The sequence below is a fragment of the Halomonas halmophila genome, from assembly GCF_006540005.1.
In the GTDB taxonomy this organism is placed as follows: Bacteria; Pseudomonadota; Gammaproteobacteria; order Pseudomonadales; family Halomonadaceae; genus Halomonas; species Halomonas halmophila.
Genome location: NZ_BJOC01000008.1, coordinates 1 through 21,153 on the forward strand (window position 1 = coordinate 1; position 21,153 = coordinate 21,153).

A 21,153-nucleotide genomic window follows, 5' to 3' on the forward strand; every position below is an offset into this window, starting at 1 on the left:
GGACCGTCACTTGTTGGGCTGCACTTGCTTACCTCTTACCTCTTACCTCTTACCTCTTACCTCTTACCTCTTACCTCTTACCTCTTACCTCTTACCTCTTACCTCTTTCTCTTGCCTCTTAAACATGATCCCGCACACGTAAACCTTCTATAAAAAACAGCAATTCCGAGGAATAACACCGTGACCAAGATGGCCCCCGAGCTGCCCATCGAAGTGGACGCCGAGACCGGTGTCTGGACCACCGATGCACTGCCGATGCTGTACGTACCCCGCCACTTCTTCGTCAACAATCACGTGGCGGTCGAGGAAGCCCTGGGTGCTGACGCCTATGCCGAGATCCTCTACCAGGCGGGTTACAAGAGTGCCTGGCACTGGTGCGAGAAAGAGGCCGCGATGCATGGCCTCGAGGGCGAGGACGTGTTCGAGCACTACATGAAGCGACTCTCCCAGCGTGGCTGGGGCTTGTTCATCACCGAGCACATTGATCTCGCCGAGGGGACCTGCCGGGTTCGGCTCGAGCACAGTGCCTTCGTCTACCAACTCGGCAAGGTCGGCCGCAAGGTCGAGTACATGTTCACCGGCTGGTTCGCCGGCGCCATGGATCAGATCCTCGAGGCGCGCGGCAGCCAGCTGAGAACGGTCGCCGAACAGACGCAGAGTGCCGCCGAGCAGGGTTGTGAAGTCGGCTATTTCGTTACCGTGCCGCGTGATGACCGGGACCAGGGCTGAGGAGTAGAGATCATGGCATTCGATGCGATGTTCCAGCCGATTCAGATCGGCAAGCTGACCATTCGGAACCGGGTTGTCAGCACCGCGCATGCGGAAGTGCATGCCACCGACGGTGGCATGACCACCGACCGCTACGTGAAGTACTACGAGGAAAAGGCCAAGGGTGGCTGTGGCCTGTGCATCTGCGGTGGCTCGTCGATTGTATCCATCGACAGTCCCCAAGCCTGGTGGAGCTCGGTCAACCTGTCCACCGACCGGATCATCCCGCACTTCCAGAATCTTGCCGACGCCGTGCACAAACATGGCGGCAAGATCATGATCCAGATCACGCACATGGGGCGTCGCTCGCGCTGGGATGGCTTCGACTGGCCGAATCTGGTCTCGCCGTCAGGTATTCGCGAGCCGGTTCACCGCTCTACCTGCAAGACCATCGAAGAAGAAGATATCTGGCGTATCATCGGGGATTTCGCTCAGGCCGCTCGCCGGGCCAAGGAAGGCGGGCTGGATGGCGTCGAACTGTCGGCCGTTCACCAGCACCTCATGGACCAGTTCTGGAGCCCGCGGGTCAACAAGCGCACCGACCAGTGGGGCGGCAACTTCGAGAACCGCATGCGCTTCGGCATGGAAGTCCTCAAGGCGGTCCGCGCCGAGGTCGGTGACGACTTCGTGGTCGGCATGCGCATCTGTGGTGACGAGTTCCTGCCGGATGGCCTGACCCATGACGACATGAAAGAGATCGCGGCCTATTACGATGCCACCGGGCAGATCGACTTCTTCGGTGTGGTGGGATCCGGTTGCGATACCCACGACAGCCTGGCCAACGTCATCCCCAACATGTCCTATCCGCCGGAGCCCTTCCTGCACCTGGCGGCGGGCATCAAGGAAGTGGTCAATGTGCCGGTGATCCACGCCCAGAACATCAAGGATCCCAACCAGGCCAACCGCATCCTCGAGGGAGGCCATGTCGACCTGGTGGGCATGACCCGTGCGCACATTGCCGATCCGCACCTGATCACCAAGATCAAGATGGATCAGGTGGACCAGATCAAGCAGTGCGTGGGGGCCAACTACTGCATCGACCGCCAGTATCAGGGGCTGGACGTGCTGTGCATCCAGAACGCCGCCACGTCCCGCGAGTACATGGGACTGCCGCACATCATCGAGGAGACCGAGGGCGCCAAGCGTCGTGTCGTCGTGGTCGGCGGTGGCCCCGGGGGTATGGAAGCGGCCCGCGTGGCGGCCGAGCGCGGGCATGCGGTGACCCTGTTCGAGGCCGCCGATCAGCTCGGTGGCCAGATCACCACGGCGGCCAGGGCGCCCCAGCGTGATCAGATCGCGGGCATCACCCGCTGGTACCAGCTCGAGCTGAACCGCCTGGGCGTCGACCAGCGCATGGGCACGCGTGCCGATCAGGCGACCATTCTCGACCTCAGGCCGGATATCGTCGTGCTGGCCACCGGTGGCCGTCCCTACCTGGATCAGTTCGAGGACTGGGGCTATGACGCGGACCTCGAGCAGAGCCTGGTGGTCAGCACCTGGGATATCCTCGACGGGCGTGTCGAACCGGGCAAGAATGTGTTGATCTACGACACCATCTGCGAGTTCTCTGGGGTCTCGGCGGCGGATTATCTGGCCGAGAAGGGGGCCCAGGTCGAGATCGTCACCGATGACGTCAAGCCGGGCTCCGCCGTGGGCGGCACCACCTTCCCGACCTACTATCGCAGTCTCTACGAGAAGGAAGTCGTCATGTCCTCCGACATGGGGCTGCACAAGGTCTATCGCGAGGGCGACTCCCTGGTGGCAGTGCTCGAGAACGAGTACACCGGCACCCAGGAAGAGCGAGTGGTCGATCAGGTCGTGGTGGAGAACAGCATTCGTCCCGACGAGGCTCTGTATTACGAGCTCAAGCCGCAATCGCGCAACAAGGGACAGCTGGACCTCGAGGCACTCTATGCGGCGGACCCGCAACCCTGCCTCAGCGAAGAGGGAGACGGCTGGCTGCTGTTCCGCCTCGGTGACTGCACCTCGCCGCGCAATACGCATGCCGCCATCTACGATGCCCTGCGTATCTGCAAGGACTTTTAACCCCTAGCTGGAAGTCTGAAGCTTGAAGCTGGAAGGAACCCCCGCGTTTTGCGGCTTTTCTTTCAGCTTCCGGCTTTCAGCTTCCGGCTCGCCGATGAGGTGAGACGAGATGCTCGATACCCTCCTGCCGATACTGATCTTCGCTGCCCTGGTGGTAGCGGCGATCGGCGCCTGGCGTCGCTCGCGGCTCTGGCGTCAGGGGCGCCCTGCCAGGGTCGACCTGATCAAGGGGCTGGCCGCCATGCCACGCCGCTATCTGGTGGATCTGCACCATGTCGTGGAGCGCGACAAGGTCATGTCGCATACCCATGTAGCCACGGCCGGCGGCTTTGTGGCGGCCGCCTTGCTGATGATCCTGGTACACGGTCTGGGACTGGCCGAGGGCGTGCTGGGCTGGCTGCTGCTGCTGGCGAGCACCTCGATGTTCGTGGGCAGCCTGTTCGTGGCGCGGCGTCGCCGTAATCCGCCGGCTCGCCTGTCACGCGGCCCCTGGATGCGCCTGCCGAAAAGCCTGATGGCGTTTTCGGTCAGCGTCTTCATCATTACGCTGCCGAGTGTCGGCCTCTTGCCCGAGGGGCTGCTCACCGGTGCTGTCGGCACGTTGTTTGCCCTGATCCTGGCGGCACTCGTCACCTGGGGGCTCGCCGAGATGCTGGTCGGCATGGGCTGGGGTGGCCCCATGAAGCACGCCTTCGCGGGGGCGCTGCACCTGGCCTTTCATCGTCGTCCCGAACGCTTCTCGACGCGTGACGGGGGAGAAGGGCGCTCCACCGGCCTCAAGGCGCTGGATCTGAATGATCCCGATGCCACCCTGGGGGTCGAGAAGCCGAGCGATTTCACCTGGAACCAGCTGCTGGGCTTCGACGCCTGTGTGCAATGCGGCCGCTGCGAGGCGGTATGCCCGGCCTTTGCCGCCGGTCAGCCGCTCAACCCCAAGAAGCTGATCCAGGACATGGTCGTCGGCCTGGCCGGTGGCAGCGATGCCGAGTACACCGGCAGCCCTTATCCGGACCGCCCGGTGGGGGAGCACCACGGCACGCCGCATGGACCGATCGTGGCACGTGACGGCAAGGCCCTGGTGGACTCCGAGACCCTCTGGTCATGCACCACCTGCCGTGCCTGCGTGGAAGAGTGCCCGATGATGATCGAGCACGTGGATGCCATCGTCGACATGCGCCGTTTCCTGACCCTCGAGCAGGGCGAGACGCCCGGCAAGGGCGCCGAAGTGCTCGACAACCTGATCGCCACCGACAACCCGGGTGGCTTCGATCCCGGTGCGCGCATGCACTGGGCGGCGGACCTGGAACTGCCGCTGATGTCCCAGCGCGGCGAGGCCGAGGTGCTGTTGTGGCTCGGTGATGGTGCCTACGACATGCGCAACCAGCGCACCCTGCGCGCCTTCATCAAGGTCATGCGTGCGGCCGGTGTCGATTTCGCCGTGCTCGGTGACGAAGAGCGCGATAGTGGCGACGTGGCCCGCCGCCTGGGCGACGAGGCGACCTTCCAGTCGCTGGCCCGACGCAATATCGCCACGCTGTCGCAGTATCGCTTCGAGCGCATCGTGACCTGTGACCCGCACAGCTTTCATGTGCTGGGCAACGAGTATACCGAGCTGGGCGGGGACTACCATGTGTCCCACCACAGCACCTTCATCGGTGAGCTCTATGATGCCGGCCGCCTTGCTTTCCGCCCCTGGAAGGGAGGACGCGTGACCTATCACGATCCCTGCTACCTGGGGCGCTACAACGGCGAGTTCGAGGCGCCGCGCCATGTGCTCAGGGCGCTGGGCATCGAGGTGGCCGAGATGCAGCGTTCCGGCTTCCGTTCGCGCTGCTGTGGCGGCGGTGGCGGTGCTCCGATCACCGACATCCCGGGCAAGCAGCGCATCCCCGACATGCGCATGGGGGATGTTCAGGAAACCGGTGCCGACATGGTGGCCGTGGGCTGCCCGCAGTGCACGGCGATGCTGGAAGGTGTCGTCGACAGCAGCGCCGACGTGCGTGATATTGCCGAGCTGGTGGCGGATGCGCTGGTGCACGAGACCCCCGCCGCGACGGGTGGCGCGTCAGCCGACGCGCCGTCACTGGCCAAGGAGGTGGCGTGATGAGCGAGGTGCAACGTCGCGATCCGCGCAAGGAGTGGATCGCCCGCAATCGGCTGCATCCTCGGCACCTCGAAGTGCTGGCCGAGCTGGGCCGCGGTGCGGCCAGCGAGTGGATGGGGCCGCATGGTGTATTGCGACGCAATCCCCATGCGGTGGGCTTCACCGGTCCCAATGGTGTCAAGCGCATCGACCGCAGTGGCGCCCAGCAGGGCGTCACCGGGGGCGGGGCGGCGGCAGCCGCGGCAGAGCAGAAACCCCGGGTCGAGATCAGCGACCCGGCCTTCTCGGTGGTCGTCGTGCCGGACATGGCGGGTGGCCGCTTGAGTGGTCATGATCGCGACCTGCTGGGCCTGGCACGACGCCTGGCCGATGTGGACAGCGCTTCCCGCGGGGTCGTGGTGGCCGTGGTGTTCGGCCCGCACAAGGAGTCCAGCTTCGAGGAAGCCGGCATCGATCGGCTGCTGCATCTCGATTCGTCGGACGTGACAGGCTATGCACCGGAGGCACGCCTCGGCGCGCTGGGCATGATCGACATGGCCTGGACGCCCAGGCACTGGCTGCTGCCGGACTCGAAACTGGGTGGTGGCGAGCTCGGCCGTCGCCTGGCCGCGCGCCTGGACGAGCGGCCCGCGACCGGTGTCTGGCAGGTCGAGGCGGACCCCAACCAGGCTACGGGCTGGCACTGTATTGCGCGTGGCGCGGCCGAGTCGCTGGATATTCAGCGCGAACTGCCGCGCATCACCCTGGCTCTGGCCGAGTGCGCCGAGCCGGTAAGCGAAACGCGTCATGCGGCGGCTCCCCTGAGCCTGCCCGAACCCTTGCCGACGACGCTGTCGCGCATCGAGGACCTGGGCCAGGTGCCCGTCGACCCGTCCGGCGTGGCGCTGTCCGAGGCCGAGTTCATCCTCTCCGCCGGCAACGGCGTCAAGGACTGGGACGGCTTCCATCACGCCGCCGAGGTGCTGGGCGCCACCGAAGGGGCATCGCGTGTGGCCGTCGATGACGGCTATATGGCACGCGATCGTCAGGTCGGTGCCACCGGTACCTGGGTAACGGCCAAGGTCTATGTGGCGGTGGGCATCAGTGGTGCCATCCAGCATCTGCAGGGTATCCAGACCTGCGAGAAGGTCATCGCCATCAACATGGATCCCGGCTGCGACATGTTCAAGCGCGCTGACCTGGCGGTGGTCGGCGATTCGGGGAAGATTCTCGAGTCGCTGGTCACGCTGGTCGAGCAATCACGAGAGGAGAGTCGCGATGCAGCCTGATTCCTCCAGGAGGCCCGCGCTCGAGGTCACCGTCCTGGTGTCCGTGGGGCGTCATCCGGTGACGGGGCGTGCCCGTCGTGCCGATCAGGACGCGCGCGGTGTCGAGCTGGCCAAGTCGCTGCCCAACGCCGAGATCGGCCTGCTGCATGCGGGGCGCTTGAGCGAGTGTGATGAGCCGGCCCTGCGCAGTTATCTGGGCATGGGCTTTGCCGAGCTGTCCCTGCTCGAACAGCCCGAAGGGGCCGATGTGGTGCCGGCCGTGGCGGAGGCGCTGGAGGCTTCCTCGTCCCAGCTGGTCATTACCGGCGAGCGCGCCGAGCAGGGCGAAGGTTCCGGTCTGATGCCCTATCTGCTGGCCGAGCGTCTCGGCTGGCCACTGGTTACCAGCCTGGCGGCGGTGGAGAGTGTCGAGAATGGGCAGGCGACTCTGTTGCAGGCCCTGCCGCGTGGCCAGCGGCGTCGCCTCAAGGTGCGTCTGCCGGCGCTGTTGACGGTAGACGGCTCGGCCCCGGCGCCGCGTCAGAGTGCCTATGGGCCGGCGCGCCGCGGGCAGTTCGACAGCGTGCCGGGTTCGGTCTGTGACGATGAGCCCTGGTCGCAATGGCAGGTGCAACCCGCGCGCAAGCGACCCAAGCGCCTCAAGATCGTCAAGGCAACGTCGCCACGCGACCGCTTCAAGGCGGCAGCGGCCAAGTCCGAAGGCGGTGGTGGTCAGGTGCTGACCGATGTCACGCCGCAGGAGGGGGCCGAGGCGATCTTCAAGCTGTTGCGCGAGGAAGAAGTCCTGCGCTGAGGCGCCGGCTTTCAGCATTCCCTCCAAACCAGAACGGCGGCCCTCGGGCCGCCGTTCTGCTTGGTCACTCACCTGTCGTCGGCATGAATCACGCCGCCGAGGCCATCAGAGCTGTGCCATGGCGTCGGTGAAGCCCATCAGCGAGATGTCCAGGTCCATGCGCTGGCCATTCGGCGCCATCAGGCTGAGTGTCGCCGTGGTACCGCCGCGCAGGCTCTGCAGCAGCGAGGACTGCAGCGGAATGTCGGCGCGGCATCCCTGCCGCTGACAGACCTGGTAGGGGAACTGCACCGGCTCGCTACCATCGATACTGAGCTGCAGGCCGGGGGCCAGGCGCACACCCAGCGGGACCAGAAAGGTCATGATGGGGCGCTCGGCCTGGGGCGGATCGGCCAACACCACGCGCATCATGGGTTGGTCACTGTCGTTGTTGGTGATGATCTGGTTCATGGTGCAGGGACCCTGGCTGGCCTCCTGCGGGCAGATGACCTGCCAGTCCTGGAACTGCTGAGTGTCGACATTGGCATTGGGGTTCTGTTGCTGCGCGAAAGCCTGCGGCGCGAAGGCCAGCAGGGCGAGCAGCGCGGCCAGGCAAAGGCGTGGCGCGAGGCGGTTGAGCATAAAAGGTCTCCTGTCGGTTCAGCGACATCCTGTTGCTGAAAGGGTGTGGATCATGACCGGGTCCATGATACGCATCTTTCGCGGCTCGTGGGGAGACCCGAGTCAGGGGGCTCATGGTGGCAAGCCATGTGGCCAGCCTATCGTGGGCCTTTGTAAAGCATGTTCCGGGGACGAGCAAGCTGCAGGCTCGAGCAAGGCTGACCGGGCTCCTCCGGGCATCCGCCAGGGCGAGCTAGATCCGACGCGTGGCCTGCAAGCTTCCGTGAACGACGCCATGTCTCGTTTTGGCATGGCGATGACTCTCACAGGATAGTCGGCCGCGTGGAAGGGGCTATTGTCGGCATGCGGAGCTTCCGCCTTGGGGAAACACTGCTTAAATGCCTGCGCATGCCAATCGCTTCGCTATAGCCGCCATCCTTGGCGGCTACCCTGCGGGCCCGTCCAAGGACGGTTCAAATTCGCTCCCGGCGAATTTGTGCGCGGTGCTGGTGCGCCAGCCCGGTCGAAAGCCGCCTAACGATACGTTATGTCGCGCTTTCCGTGCCCCGTGCGCCTTGCGCTTCAATTTATTCAGCGTTTTCTTTGCACGCTACTCACCACAAGTCTAAGGAAGATAGCCATGAGCACAGCCAACCGCGGTGTCGTCTACAAGGGTCCCGGCAAGGTCGCCGTCGAATCCATTCCCTTTCCGGAGCTTGCCCTGGGCAATCGCAAGTGCCAGCACGGCGTGATTCTCAAGGTCATCACCACCAACATCTGCGGCAGTGACCAACATATGGTGCGGGGGCGCACCACGGCGCCGGAAGGCCTGGTACTGGGGCACGAGATCACCGGCGTCGTCCTTGAGACAGGCCGTGATGTCGAGTTCCTCAAGCCCGGCGACATGGTCTCGGTGCCCTTCAATATCGCCTGTGGACGTTGCCGCAACTGCAAGGAAGGCCAGACCGGCATCTGTCTCAACGTCAATCCGGCACGCCCGGGTGCTGCCTACGGCTATGTCGACATGGGCGGCTGGGTCGGTGGCCAGACCGACTACGTCATGGTGCCCTATGCCGACTTCAACCTGCTCAAGTTCCCCGACGCCGATCAGGCCATGGAGAAGATCCAGGACCTGACGCTGCTGTCCGACATCTTCCCCACCGGCTTCCATGGCTGCGTGACCGCGGGTGTCGGCCCCGGCAGCACCGTCTATGTCGCCGGCGCGGGGCCGGTCGGCCTGGCGGCGGCGGTATCCGCACAGCTGCTCGGCGCGGCCTGCGTGATCGTCGGCGACATGATCGACGAGCGCCTGGCCCAGGCACGCAGCTTCGGTTGTGAAACCATCGACCTGACCCAGGACGGTGACATGCCCGACAAGATCGAGGCGATCACCGGTGAGCGCGAGGTCGATGCCTTCGTCGACTGCGTCGGCTTCGAAGCCCATGCCTGTGGCTGCAACCACGGCAAGGAAGCGCCTGCCGCGGTGCTCAACTCGGCCATGGAAGTCACGCGTGCCGGTGGCCAGGTCGGCATTCCGGGGCTCTATGTCACCGAGGATCCGGGCGCCTCCGACGAGGCGGCCAAGCAGGGCTCGCTGAGCATGCGCTTCGGTCAAGGCTGGGCCAAGTCCCATTCCTTCCATACCGGCCAGTGCCCGGTCATGAAGTACCATCGCCAGCTGATGCAGGCGATCCTGTTCGACAAGGTCAAGATTGCCGATGCGGTGAATGTCCAGATGATCACTCTGGATGATGCGCCCAAGGGCTATGCCGACTTCGATGGTGGTGCACCGAAGAAGTTCGTCATGGACCCGCACGGCAGCGTGGCAGCCTGACAGCGCGACGCTGAGGCCATGATGGGGGCGCGCCCTGGCGTGCCGGCCCCGATCCACCGGAGCCATTCATCCGCCGCGGCGGGTGGGTGGCTTCTTTGCATGATCCGGCGTTGCGCGCCTGGCCGGGTGGTGCCAATCTAGAGAGAAAGACGACTGCAGGGCATCGCCCGTCGGGATCGGTCGATCCACTGGAGCGATGTCACGCAAGGGGGATGCCGTGATGATGATCGTCGAGTTGATTGACGGTGACGACTTTCGCGACCGACTGGTCGAGCTCGGAATTCGCATCCCGGAGGATGCCTGCCCCGAGACGTGTGCCCGCACGGCGCTGCGCAAGCACATGGAGGTCGGGGTGCCGGGGTTGCAGGAAGTGGTGCAGGAACTGATGGACAAGACGGATATTCTGTTGCCCTCGGTGAGAGCCGCGGTTGAGCGCTTTCTGCTGCCCGCACTGCGCTGACGGGTCTGTCGGAACCGAGCGCCCATGAAAAATGCCGACCCCTCGGGGTCGGCATTGTCATTGGCAAGCGGCGAGGGCGTGATCAGCCGCTGGCCAGCGACAGGCGCGGAGCACCGCCCAGGTTGTCCAGCATGCGCTCGCTGTACCACTTGACGAAATCGATGACGCCGAACTCGAAAGTCTCGGAGTAGGGGCCCGGCTGATAGGCGGTAGAGTTGATGCCACGCTGGTTCTCTTCCGCCAGGCGACGATCCTGGTCATTGGTGGCGTCCCAGACCCGACGCATCTGCTCGGGATCATAGTCGACCCCCTCGACGGCATCCTTGTGCACCACCCACTTGGTGGTGACCAGTGTCTTCTGTGGGCCGATCGGTAACACACGGAAGACCACCGCATGGTCGCCCATGAAATGGTTCCAGGAGTTGGGCAGGTGCAGAATGCGCAGCACGCCCAGATCCGGGCTGGGCAGGCGGCCCAGCAGCTTGCGGCTGGCCTGCTTGCCGTCCATTGTCATGGATACGGTTCCGTTGAGCAGCGGAGTACGCGTCAGGCGGTTACGCCGACCGATGCGCTTCAGTTCCCAGGGCACGCCCATGGTCTGCCACTCGTTCTGCTTGCGCTCCACCAGTGCCCGGTAGGCAGGCGTGGCCCGCGGGTCTTCGCTGTCGTCGAATTCCTGCAGCGAGTTGAGCAGTTCCGGGTGGGCACCGTTGCAGTGGTAGCACTCCCGGTTGTTCTCGATGACCAGCTTCCAGTTGGCGTCCTCGACGATGTTGGACTCGGCCGCCACCTTGGCGTTGTCCATGTCGCACAGGTCGAGATAGTGGTCGAGGCTTTCCAGGAGTTCGTCGATGTCTTGCGGCTGCTCGGCCAGGCTGATAAAGATATAGCCGCCTCCGGTGCGCACATTGACCGGCTTTAGGCCATACTGCGAAAGATCGAAGTCCGACCCCATGTCGGTTCCGGCGAACAGCAGGCGACCGTCCAGCTCATAGGTCCACTGGTGATAGGGGCAGACCAGCTTGGCCACCTTGCCCTTGTCGTGCACGCAGAGGCGCGAGCCACGGTGGCGGCAGACATTGTGGAAGGCGTGCACCTCGCCGTTGTTGCCGCGCACGATGACGATCGGATTGTTGCCGACCTCCAGTGTCATGAAGTTGCCCTTGGCCGGAATCTCGCAGGTCAGCCCGGCAAAGAGCCACTCCTTCTCGAAGATTTCCTGAACATCAATCCGGAACAGGCGCTCGTCATTGTAGAACGGCTGGGGCAATGAGAAATTCGGATGCCGATTGTTGAGCATCTCGGCGGTTGCCTCGCGAGCGGGAGCCAGGGGGTCATCCAGGCGTTCGAGTGACAGTGGATCCATGGGGCACTTCCTCATTGCTGGGCCACTCGAGTGGCCTCGGGATTGTGGGGCAAAGAACTTGGAGGTCGCGGTCTACCACGCAGGGGGTCGGGGCGTGGCGAGGTTGAGAGAGTGTGGCGCAGTGCCTGGCTCGCTAGTTGCTCATTGACGACGTCTGATGATGCAGTTGCGACGCAGGTTGCAAGAAAAATGGGGTCTGCTGGAAACCATGGGCATGCTCATGTCGCTTCCAGGCAAGTCGCTGCTTGCAGGGCTGCGCAAAATTCCGTTAACGGCAGGCGGGAACCGCGGTCGGATACCTCCATGCTGCAGCCTAGGCGACGCGACGATGACCATGAACTTCCTCAACCCAGTCACCACTCAGACCTGGACCAACGGCCGCCACCCGGTACGCTGCGTCAAGGTCATCCAGGAAACCTGGGATACCCGTACTTTCTGCTTCATGGCCGAGCAGCCGGTCATGTTCTTTTTCAAGCCCGGGCAATTCGTCACCCTGGAACTGGAAATCGAGGGGGAGCAGGTCATGCGCTCCTACACGATCGCCAGCTCGCCGTCGGTTCCCTATAGTTTCTCCATTACCGTCAAGCGCATCCCCGGCGGCAGGGTGTCCAACTGGCTGCACGACAACCTGGGCGTCAATGATGAGCTGGCCGTGCATGGTCCGGTCGGCGGTTTCAATATCATCGACTACCCGGCTGACAAGATCCTGATGCTGTCCGGTGGCGTGGGCATCACGCCGCTGATGTCGATGGTGCGCTGGCTGTTCGATACCAACGCCGCCGTGGACCTGCAATTCGTGCACAGCTCGCGGACGCCCAAGGATCTGATCTTTCATCGCGAGCTGGATCACATCTTCTCGCGCATTCCCGAGTTCAAGCTGCACGTGGTCTGTGAGCGGGGCGATGAACTGGGCGAGGCCTGGTCCGGCTTCCGTGGCTATCTCAATCAGGCCATGCTCGAGCTGATGGCGCCCGACTTCATGGAGCGCGAGATCTTCTGCTGCGGCCCGACCCCGTACATGAACGCGGTCAAGCAGATCCTCAAGGCCAATGGTTTCGACATGAACCACTACCATGAAGAGTCCTTCGGTGCCACGCCGATGGACGTTCAGGAAGAGGTCATCGAACATGCCGAACAGGCCGAGGCCGAAGCCGAGGAAGTTGAAGCCGCCGACATGGTCAATATCGAGTTCAGCACGTCCGGCAAGAGCGTCAAGGTGCTGCCCAGTGAGACCATTCATGCCGCGGCTTCCAAGCTCGGCCTGCACATTCCCAAGGCATGCGGCATGGGCATCTGCGGCACCTGCCGTGTCGGTGTGACCGAGGGCCAGGTCGACATGGAACACAACGGCGGTATCACCGAGGATGATATCGAGGACGGCTACATCCTCTCCTGCTGCAGCAAGCCACTGGGCAATGTGGTCGTGGACTTCTGATCAGCCCTCGGCAGAGTGGCACCCATCCCTCATGGACCCGCCGACCGGCGGGTCTTGTGGTTGCCGGTAAAGGCTGACCCGCGGGCCAGCGTTGGTGCCCGCGGAGCAAAGCGCTAGACTGTCGGCTTTCGGCTCGTGTCCTGCAGGGGGATTGCCATGTCGGACCCCGTTTCCCGGCCGTTGTCGGTCGGCTTCGTGCTCTTGCGCCGGTTCACCATGCTGCCCTTCGCGGCCTTCGTCGACTGCTTGCGGCTGGCTGCCGACGAAGGCGATCGCAGCCGTCAGCTGCGCTGTCACTGGGTATTCATGACCAGTGCCGGCCAGGATGCCATGTCGAGCTGTGGTGCAGCGGTCACGCCGTGCACCGCCTTTCGCGATCCGCGGGAGTTCGACTACATCGTCACCATCGGTGGCGTGCAGGACGAGCATGACGAACTCGATGACACGGCCATCGCCTATCTGCGCCGTGCGGCCCAGGCGGGGGTGCCCCTGGTCGGTGTCTGCACCGGAGTGTTCGCGCTGATCCAGGCTGGTGTGATGGGGGGCCGGCGCTGCTGTGTCAGCTGGTATCACCATGGTGATCTGACACGCCGCTTTCCGGATATCGAGCCGGTGGCGGACCGGCTGTTCATCGATGACGGCAATCGCCTGACCTGTGCCGGCGGCACGGCGGCCGCCGACCTGGCGGCCTATCTGGTCGAGCGCCATCTGGGCAAGGCCTGGGCGATGAAAAGCCTTCACATCATGCTGTTCGACGAGGCGCGTCCCGGCGAGCATCCCCAGCCGCAGCCAGTGGTCTTCGACAAGGTCGAGGATCGAGTGGTCAGGCGTGCCATCGCCATCATCGAGCAGCACCTGGGCGAGGCCATGACGGTGGACGAGCTGGCGCACCGAGTCGGCACCTCGCGACGCAACATCGAACGCAGGTTCCGCGAGGTGCTGGGGGTCGGGCCCCAGAAGTTCGCACGTGATCTGCGGCTGCGCTACGGGCTCTGGCTGCTGCACTATACCGCCAAGAGTGTCACCGAGATCGGGGAGCGCTGCGGTTTCTCCGATACCGCCCATTTTTCCCGGCACTTCCGCGAGGCCTTCGGCGCCACGCCCTCCACGGTGCGCAAGACCGCCTCCGGGCGTGATACGGCGCGGGTCGATCCCTTCTTTCTGCATATCGAATCGCGGCCCGGCGAGGGCCAGGCGGAAGGCAAGAAGCGTCGCTGACCGGGGGCCACCGGCGTTGGGCTCCGGGCCAGTGATTTATTCTGCTGTGGCGTCGTCATGGCCGCGATCACTTCGCCATCCTGGTGTGTGTGTTCAAGATCTTGCTGCCCGTGAACGCCCTGAGCGCGCCATTTCGCATGGCCCGTCGCGAATATGGCGCTAAAGTTGTCGCGTATATTCAATCGCTCGCGGCCAGGTTTGGCTATTAATGACGGATATCAGCGAGAGGCTGTCCAGGCGTCTCGCGGGTTCATGAAATTGACGTTTCGACTCCATGTAATCCAGCCATTCCTCAGGTGATGTCATGAACAACAACGCCCTCAGTCAGACCGATCCACAGATCGCGGCCGCCATCGACGAAGAGGTGGCGCGTCAGGAAGCCCATATCGAGCTGATTGCCTCGGAAAACTACGCCAGCCCCCAGGTCATGGCGGCCCAGGGCACCCAGCTGACCAACAAGTACGCCGAGGGCTATCCCGGCAAGCGTTACTATGGTGGTTGCGAGCATGTGGATGTGGTCGAGCGCCTGGCCATCGAGCGCGCCTGTGCGCTCTTCGGTGCCGACTATGCCAACGTCCAGCCGCACTCCGGCGCCCAGGCCAATGCCGCTGCCTTCATGGCACTGGTGGCACCGGGCGACACCGTGCTGGGCATGAGCCTGGCGCATGGCGGGCACCTGACCCATGGCGCGGCCCCGAACTTTTCCGGCAAGCACTACAATGCCGTCCAGTATGGCCTGAACCCCGACACTGGCGAGATCGACTACGAGGAAGTCGAACGTCTGGCCCACGAGCACCAGCCCAAGCTGATCATTGCCGGTTTCTCCGCCTACTCGCGGGTCATCAACTGGCGCCGTTTCCGTGACATCGCCGATGCCGTGGGCGCCTGGCTGCTGGTCGACATGGCGCATGTCGCCGGTCTGGTCGCCGCGGGGCATTATCCGAGCCCGCTGCCCCACGCCCATGTGGTCACCACCACCACCCACAAGACCCTGCGCGGTCCGCGCGGCGGTCTGATCCTGTCCGCCAGCGGCGATGAGGCGCTCTACAAGAAGCTCAACGGCGCGGTCTTCCCGGGCCAGCAGGGCGGTCCCCTGATGCACGTCATCGCCGCCAAGGCGGTGGCCTTCCGCGAGGCCATGAGCCAGGACTTCGTGCGCTATCAGGCGGGCGTCATCGACAATGCCCGCGCCATGGCCGATGTCTTCGTCGAGCGCGGCTGCGATGTGGTGTCCGGCGGTACCGATGATCACCTCTTCCTGGTCTCCATGATCAAGCTGGGCGTGACCGGCAAGGACGCCGATGCGGCCCTGGGCCGGTCCAACATCACCGTCAACAAGAACGCGGTTCCCAATGACCCGCAGAGCCCCTTCGTGACCTCCGGCCTGCGCATCGGCACGCCGGCCGTGACGACGCGCGGCTTCGACCAGGCGGATTGCGAAGCACTGGCCGGCTGGATCTGCGACATCCTGGATACGCTATCTCGGCAGGAAGATACCACCGAGATTGAAGCCGAGGTGCGCGGCAAGGTCGCCGAGCTGTGCGCTCGTCACCCGGTCTACGGCGTTGCCGTGGGCAGCCAGGCCGACGCCACCACCACCGCGTGAAGCCCTTCCCGCCATGCCTGGCGGGAACCCAGTAGGAGAGATTCCATGCAACGTTATTCAGGCTTCGGGCTGGTCAAGCACGCACTGAGCCACCACGAGAACTGGCAGCGCCAGTGGCGCAATCCCACGCCCAAGAAGGCATACGATGTCATCATTATCGGTGGCGGCGGTCATGGCCTGGGCACGGCCTATTATCTGGCCAAGGAGTTCGGCATCCGCAACGTGGCGGTGATCGAGAAAGGCTGGCTGGGTGGCGGCAATACCGCCCGCAACACCACCATCGTGCGCTCCAACTATCTGTGGGACGAGGCCGCGGCGCTCTACGAGCACTCCCTCAAGCTGTGGGAGGGGCTGTCCCAGGACATCAACTACAACGTCATGTTCTCCCAGCGTGGTGTGCTCAACGTCGGCCACACGCTGCAGGACATGCGTGACATCCAGCGCCGGGTCAATGCCAACCGCCTCAATGGCGTCGACAGTGAAGTCCTCGACGCCAAGGGCGTGCAGGAGCTGGTGCCGGCCATGGACTGCTCCCAGAATGCCCGTTATCCGGTCATGGGCGCCTCCTGGCAGCCGCGTGCCGGCGTCGCCCGTCACGACGCCGTGGCCTGGGGCTTTGCCCGCGCGGCGGATGCCTATGGCGTGGACATCCTGCAGCAGACCGAGGTCACCGGCTTCAAGATCCGCGACGGCCAGATTCACGGCGTGCACACCAACCGCGGCGATATCGAGGCCAAGACGGTGGGCTGTGTCACCGCCGGCAACTCCGGCGTCATGGCCAAGATGGCAGGCCTCAAGATGCCCATGGAATCGCATCCGCTGCAGGCGTTGGTCTCCGAGCCGCTCAAGCCGGTGCTCGACACCGTGGTGATGTCCAATCATGTGCACGGCTACATCAGTCAGTCGGACAAGGGCGACCTGGTCATCGGGGCCGGCATCGACGGCTACAACGGCTATGGTCAGCGTGGCAGCTATCCCACGGTCGAGCATACGCTGCAGGCCATCGTCGAGATGTTCCCGTCCTTCTCGCGGGTCCGCATGAACCGTCAATGGGGCGGTATCGTCGACACCTGCCCGGACGCCTGCCCGATTCTCTCCAAGACCAAGGTCAAGGGGCTGTACTTCAACTGTGGCTGGGGCACCGGCGGCTTCAAGGCCACGCCGGGCTCGGCGCATGTCTTCGCCTCGAGCCTTGCCAAGGGAGAAATGCATCCCATCGCGGCACCGTTCTCCATCGATCGCTTCAATACCGGTGCCTTGATCGATGAACACGGTGCGGCCGGTGTCGCCCACTAGGCGTTGACGACATTCGCCTGCGCTCGAGGCCGCAGCGGCTCACCGAGCGCAGCAACCCTATTTGCTTTCATCCTCAGCGATGGAGGAACCTGACATGTTCTATATCTACTGCCCCTATTGCGGTGAGCATCGGGAAGAAGAAGAGTTTCACCCCAAGGGTGAGGCGCATATCGCACGCCCGGCGGATCCGGAATCGTGCAGCGACGAAGAGTGGGGCGACTACCTCTTCTTCCGCACCAATCCACGTGGCATCCATCACGAGATGTGGGTGCACGCCGTGGGCTGCCGCAAGTTCTTCAACATCACGCGCAACACGGCAACCTACGCGATCCTCGAGACCTACCGGATGGGAGAGCAGCCTTCCATCACGGATGACACCCGTGAGCCGCTCGAAGTCGCGCAAACCCCGACGGAGACCACCCCCGCTGATAACCTGGAAGGAGTCCGAGCATGAGCCAGCCCAATCGTCTAGACCGGGGGGGAAGCATCGATCGCTCGCGCGAGCTGAGCTTCACCTTCAATGGTCAATCCTACCGCGGCTATGCCGGCGATACCCTGGCCTCCGCTCTGCTGGCCAACGGGGTGGATATCGTCAACCGCAGCTTCAAGTACTCTCGTCCGCGGGGCATCGTCGCCGCCGGCGCCGAAGAGCCCAATGCGGTCATTCAGCTGGGCAGCACCGAGGCCGCTCAGGTGCCCAATGTGCGTGCCACCCAGCAGGCGCTCTTCGATGGCCTGGAAGCCCGCAGCACCAATGGCTGGCCCAATGTCCAGCGCGACCTGATGGGCCTGGTCGGAAAGCTGAGCGGGGGGTTCATGCCGCCGGGCTTCTACTATAAGACTTTCATGGCGCCGGCCTCCATGTGGATGACCTACGAGAAGTTCATCCGCAAGGGCGCGGGCCTGGGTCGGGCCCCGGCGGAACGCGATCCGGACACCTATGACCACGTCAATCGTCATTGTGACGTCCTGGTAGTCGGCGCGGGGCCGGCCGGCCTCGCCGCCGCCCTGGCCGCGGGACGCAGCGGTTCCCTGGTGATCCTGGCCGACGAGCAGGAAACCATGGGCGGCTCGCTGCTGGATACCCGTGAGCTGCTCGACGAGCGTCCGGCCGAGCAGTGGGTCGCCGAGGTGACCGCTGAGCTGGAAGCCATGGACAATGTCCTGCTGCTGCCGCGTACCACGGCCAATGGCTATCACGACCACAATTTCGTCACCCTGCATGAGCGGCGCACCGAGCACCTCGGTGAAACGGCCCCCGAGCACAATGGCCGCCGGCCGGTACGCTCGCGTCTGCACCGTGTCCGCGCCGGGCTCGTGGTGCTGGCCACCGGGGCGCATGAGCGGCCGCTGGTCTACGGCAACAACGATGTACCGGGCAATCTGCTGGCGGGTGCCGTCTCCAGCTACATTCGTCGCTATGGCGTGGTGCCGGGCAGCAAGCTGGTGCTCTCCACCAGCAATGATCATGCCTACCGGGCGGCGCTCGACTGGGCGGAAAGCGGCCGCGAAGTGGCGGCGATCGCCGACGCGCGCGCCGAACCGAAGGGCGAACTGGTCGAGCAGGCCCGCGCCAAGGGCATTCGCATCATCCCCGGTGCGGCCGTGGTGGAAGCGCGTGGCCAGAATCGAGTCAGCGGGGCGCGCGTGGCCCGCATCAACATCGACGACTTCCGGGTCGAGGGCGATGGTGAACTGCTCGAATGCGACACCATCGCCAGCTCCGGCGGCTACAGCCCGGTGATTCACCTGGCGTCGCACACCGGTGCGCGTCCCACCTGGCGCGATGACATCCTCGGCTTCGTGCCGAACATGGTCGACGGCGTGCAGGCTGCCGGCGGGGTGCAGGGCGTCTATGCCACCCCCGAGGTGCTGGTGGGAGGCTGGACCGCCGGCGCCGAAGCCGCCCGGGTTGCCGGTTTCGAGGCCCTCGAGGCCGCTTTGCCGAGTGTCGAGACGCGTCACGACGGCGAAGCCGTGGCGCTCTATCAGGTGCCGCACCAGAAGGCCACGCTGCGTGCCCCTAAGCAGTTCGTCGACATGCAGAACGACGTGAGCGCGGCGGCCATCGAGGTGGCGACCCGCGAAGGCTTCGAGTCCATAGAGCACGTCAAGCGCTACACCGCCATGGGCTTCGGAACCGACCAGGGCAAGCTGGGCAATATCAACGGCATGGCGATTGCCGCGCGCTGCCTGGGACGCACCATTCCCGAGGTCGGCACCACGGTCTTCCGCCCCAACTACACGCCGGTGACCTTCGGTGCCATCGTCGGCCGGCACTGCCGCGAGCTCTTCGATCCCAAGCGCTATACCGCCATGCACCAGTGGCATGTCGAGCAAGGCGCCGAGTTCGAGGACGTCGGTCAGTGGAAGCGCCCCTGGTACTTCCCGCGCCGCGTGCAGGGCCGTCAGGAGAGCATGCACGACGCCGTGGCCCGCGAGTGTCGCGCGGTTCGCGAGAAGGTCGGCATCCTCGATGCTTCCACCCTGGGCAAGATCGACATTCAGGGCCCGGATGCGCGCGAGTTCCTGGGCCGTGTCTACACCAACAAGTGGGCCAAGCTGGCGCCCGGCCGTGTCCGTTATGGTCTGATGTGCAAGGACGACGGCATGGTGTTCGACGACGGCACCACCAGCTGCCTGGCCGAGAATCACTTCCTGATGACCACCAGCACCGGCGGCGCCGCCACCGTGCTGGAATGGCTGGAAGTCTGGCACCAGACCGAGTGGCCGGAGCTGGAGGTGTACTTCAACTCGGTGACCGACCACTGGGCGACCCTGACCGTGACCGGACCCGAGGCGCGCAAGCTGATGTCCGAGGTCACCGATATCGACCTGGATCGCGAGTCCTTCAAGTTCATGGACTGGCGTGAAGGCAAGGTCGCCAACGTGCCGGCGCGTGTCTTCCGCATCTCCTTCACCGGGGAGCTGGCCTACGAGATCAACGTCCAGGCCAACTATGCGCTGCATGTCTGGGAGACGCTCTTCGCGCATGGCGAAAAGTACGAGCTGACGCCTTACGGCACCGAGACCATGCACGTGCTGCGTGCCGAGAAGGGCTTCATCATCGCCGGTCAGGACACCGATGGTTCGGTGACTCCGGAAGACCTGGGCATGCATTGGGCCATCGGCTACGACAAGCCGTTCTCCTGGATCGGCAAGCGGGCGCTGACCCGTCCGGATACCGCCCGGGCCGATCGCAAGCAGATGGTCGGGCTCAAGCCCAAGGATCCCAAGGTGATCCTGGAAGAGGGCGCGCAGATCGTCTTCGAGCCCGAGCATGCCATTCCCATGCCCATGAAGGGCCATGTGACCTCCAGCTATTACAGCCCGACCCTGGACAGCGGGTTCGCCCTGGCCGTGGTCAAGGGAGGCCATCAGCGCATGGGCGAGACCGTCTACCTGCCGATGGTCGACGGCCAGGTCCATGAAGCCGAGATCGTCAGCCCGATCTTCGTCGACCCCAAGGGAGAGCGCCAGAATGTCTAACACTGTTGATGACAAGATCAAGACCTTCGATACCCGCACGGATGCCAACGTGCCGATCGAATCACCGCTTGCGTATACCTATCGGCGTTCGGGGGCTCCGGCCCCCGACAAGAACAGTAAGGCGGTATTGCACGAGCGCCCCTTCCTGGGTCATCTGACACTGCGTGGCGGGGCCATCGTGCTGGACGAGGCGCTGCGTTCGGTGCTCGACATGTCGTTGCCGGCCGAGCCCCAGTCGCTGCTCTTCGACGCCAGCGGCGAGCGTAGCGTGCAGTGGATCTCGCCCGACGAATGGCTGTTGATCGTGCCGGGAGGCGAGGAATTCGAACTGGAGAATCGGCTGCGCGAAGCGCTCGGTGATGCCCATTTCGCGATCACCAATGTGGGCGGAGGCCAGACCGTCGTCGATCTCGAGGGCGAGGCGGCCAGCGAACTGCTGATGAAGTCGGTGATCTATGACGTGCATCCGCAGCACTTCCCGGTGGGCAAGGGCGTGACGACGGTATTCGCCAAGGCCTCGGTGATCCTGCGGCGTCCCTCGGAAACGCGTTGGGAACTGGTGGTACGGCGCAGCTTCGCCGATTACGTCTACCGCTGGTTGCTGGATGCCGGGGCCGAGTACGGCATCGGGGTCCAGCGCTGATCCGTCAGCTACGCCGTGATACCCATGGGGTGGCGGCGCACGGCGCCTCTGGCTGTTGAGGCGCGATTCAATGAGGCCGGGGTTTTCGCTCCGGCCTTTTGCGTATGTACCAGACATGAAGCGACTCCCGAGGGGCCCGAGATGGTTATAGTCGGTTACAAACTGTTACATTAATGATTGAACTTGCCATCCCGAGGACCGTCCCAAAGTGGCGAATCAACGAAAAC

16 protein-coding genes are annotated in these 21,153 nt (G+C 64.3%); 14 read left to right on the forward strand and 2 right to left on the reverse strand.

From position 1 onward, the window contains the following. Positions 1–180 precede the first annotated feature (180 nt). The 5 genes from HHA01_RS01750 (at position 181) to etfB (ending at position 6,979) form a co-directional block, all read left to right on the forward strand. Positions 181–729 (forward strand): 4-vinyl reductase, encoded by a 549-nt coding sequence (locus HHA01_RS01750; protein ID WP_141317387.1) that lies wholly within the window; start codon positions 181–183, stop codon positions 727–729. Positions 730–741: 12 nt separating this feature from the next. Continuing rightward, positions 742–2,814 carry a dimethylglycine demethylation protein DgcA gene (gene dgcA / locus HHA01_RS01755; protein ID WP_141317388.1) on the forward strand — a complete coding sequence of 691 codons (2,073 nt, stop codon included), beginning with the start codon at positions 742–744 and terminating at the stop codon, positions 2,812–2,814. A gap of 109 nt (positions 2,815–2,923) precedes the next feature. After that, entirely contained in the window at positions 2,924–4,918 is a 1,995-nt protein-coding gene (locus HHA01_RS01760) for a (Fe-S)-binding protein (RefSeq protein WP_141317389.1), read from the forward strand. Then, positions 4,918–6,186: an electron transfer flavoprotein subunit alpha gene (gene etfA / locus HHA01_RS01765; protein ID WP_141317390.1), complete on the forward strand. Its 1,269-nt coding sequence runs from the start codon at positions 4,918–4,920 to the stop codon at positions 6,184–6,186. The genes HHA01_RS01760 and etfA overlap by 1 nt, the downstream gene beginning before the upstream one ends. Beyond that, entirely contained in the window at positions 6,176–6,979 is an 804-nt protein-coding gene (gene etfB / locus HHA01_RS01770) for an electron transfer flavoprotein subunit beta (protein WP_141317391.1), read from the forward strand. The genes etfA and etfB overlap by 11 nt, the downstream gene beginning before the upstream one ends. Positions 6,980–7,084: 105 nt before the next feature. Here the strand turns inward: etfB and HHA01_RS01775 are convergent, their stop codons facing one another. Then, the gene (locus HHA01_RS01775) at positions 7,085–7,600 is read right to left on the reverse strand and encodes an invasion associated locus B family protein (RefSeq protein WP_141317392.1); all 516 of its coding nucleotides are present in this window, start codon (positions 7,598–7,600) and stop codon (positions 7,085–7,087) included. A 619-nt stretch (positions 7,601–8,219) separates the two neighbouring features. Here HHA01_RS01775 and fdhA point away from each other — a divergent pair. Next, positions 8,220–9,413 carry a formaldehyde dehydrogenase, glutathione-independent gene (fdhA, locus tag HHA01_RS01780; RefSeq protein ID WP_141317393.1) on the forward strand — a complete coding sequence of 398 codons (1,194 nt, stop codon included), beginning with the start codon at positions 8,220–8,222 and terminating at the stop codon, positions 9,411–9,413. Positions 9,414–9,609: 196 nt separating this feature from the next. Continuing rightward, positions 9,610–9,873: a hypothetical protein gene (locus tag HHA01_RS01785; RefSeq protein WP_307725334.1), complete on the forward strand. Its 264-nt coding sequence runs from the start codon at positions 9,610–9,612 to the stop codon at positions 9,871–9,873. Positions 9,874–9,955: 82 nt separating this feature from the next. Here HHA01_RS01785 and gbca read toward each other — a convergent pair whose 3' ends face one another. Next, entirely contained in the window at positions 9,956–11,239 is a 1,284-nt protein-coding gene (gene gbca, locus HHA01_RS01790) for a glycine betaine monooxygenase oxygenase subunit (protein ID WP_141317394.1), read from the reverse strand. A gap of 328 nt (positions 11,240–11,567) precedes the next feature. On the opposite strand from gbca, the gene gbcB reads away from it, so the two are divergent. From gbcB to HHA01_RS01825, 7 genes are all read left to right on the forward strand, one after another. After that, positions 11,568–12,674 carry a glycine betaine monooxygenase reductase subunit gene (gbcB, locus tag HHA01_RS01795; RefSeq protein WP_141317395.1) on the forward strand — a complete coding sequence of 369 codons (1,107 nt, stop codon included), beginning with the start codon at positions 11,568–11,570 and terminating at the stop codon, positions 12,672–12,674. Between the two features lie 156 nt (positions 12,675–12,830). Beyond that, positions 12,831–13,892 (forward strand): GlxA family transcriptional regulator, encoded by a 1,062-nt coding sequence (locus tag HHA01_RS01800; protein ID WP_141317396.1) that lies wholly within the window; start codon positions 12,831–12,833, stop codon positions 13,890–13,892. A gap of 304 nt (positions 13,893–14,196) precedes the next feature. Further along, on the forward strand, positions 14,197–15,498 hold the full coding sequence (glyA, locus tag HHA01_RS01805) for a serine hydroxymethyltransferase (RefSeq protein ID WP_141317397.1): 1,302 nt from the start codon (positions 14,197–14,199) through the stop codon (positions 15,496–15,498). A 45-nt stretch (positions 15,499–15,543) separates the two neighbouring features. Next, positions 15,544–16,794, forward strand: coding sequence for a sarcosine oxidase subunit beta family protein (locus HHA01_RS01810; RefSeq protein ID WP_141317398.1), 1,251 nt, complete (start codon positions 15,544–15,546; stop codon positions 16,792–16,794). Between the two features lie 94 nt (positions 16,795–16,888). Then, positions 16,889–17,248: a sarcosine oxidase subunit delta gene (locus tag HHA01_RS01815; protein ID WP_141317399.1), complete on the forward strand. Its 360-nt coding sequence runs from the start codon at positions 16,889–16,891 to the stop codon at positions 17,246–17,248. Then, positions 17,245–20,283 carry a sarcosine oxidase subunit alpha family protein gene (locus HHA01_RS01820; protein WP_141317400.1) on the forward strand — a complete coding sequence of 1,013 codons (3,039 nt, stop codon included), beginning with the start codon at positions 17,245–17,247 and terminating at the stop codon, positions 20,281–20,283. Before HHA01_RS01815 ends, HHA01_RS01820 begins: the two co-directional genes overlap by 4 nt. Then, positions 20,276–20,926 carry a sarcosine oxidase subunit gamma gene (locus HHA01_RS01825; protein ID WP_141317401.1) on the forward strand — a complete coding sequence of 217 codons (651 nt, stop codon included), beginning with the start codon at positions 20,276–20,278 and terminating at the stop codon, positions 20,924–20,926. Before HHA01_RS01820 ends, HHA01_RS01825 begins: the two co-directional genes overlap by 8 nt. Positions 20,927–21,153: the final 227 nt, after the last annotated feature.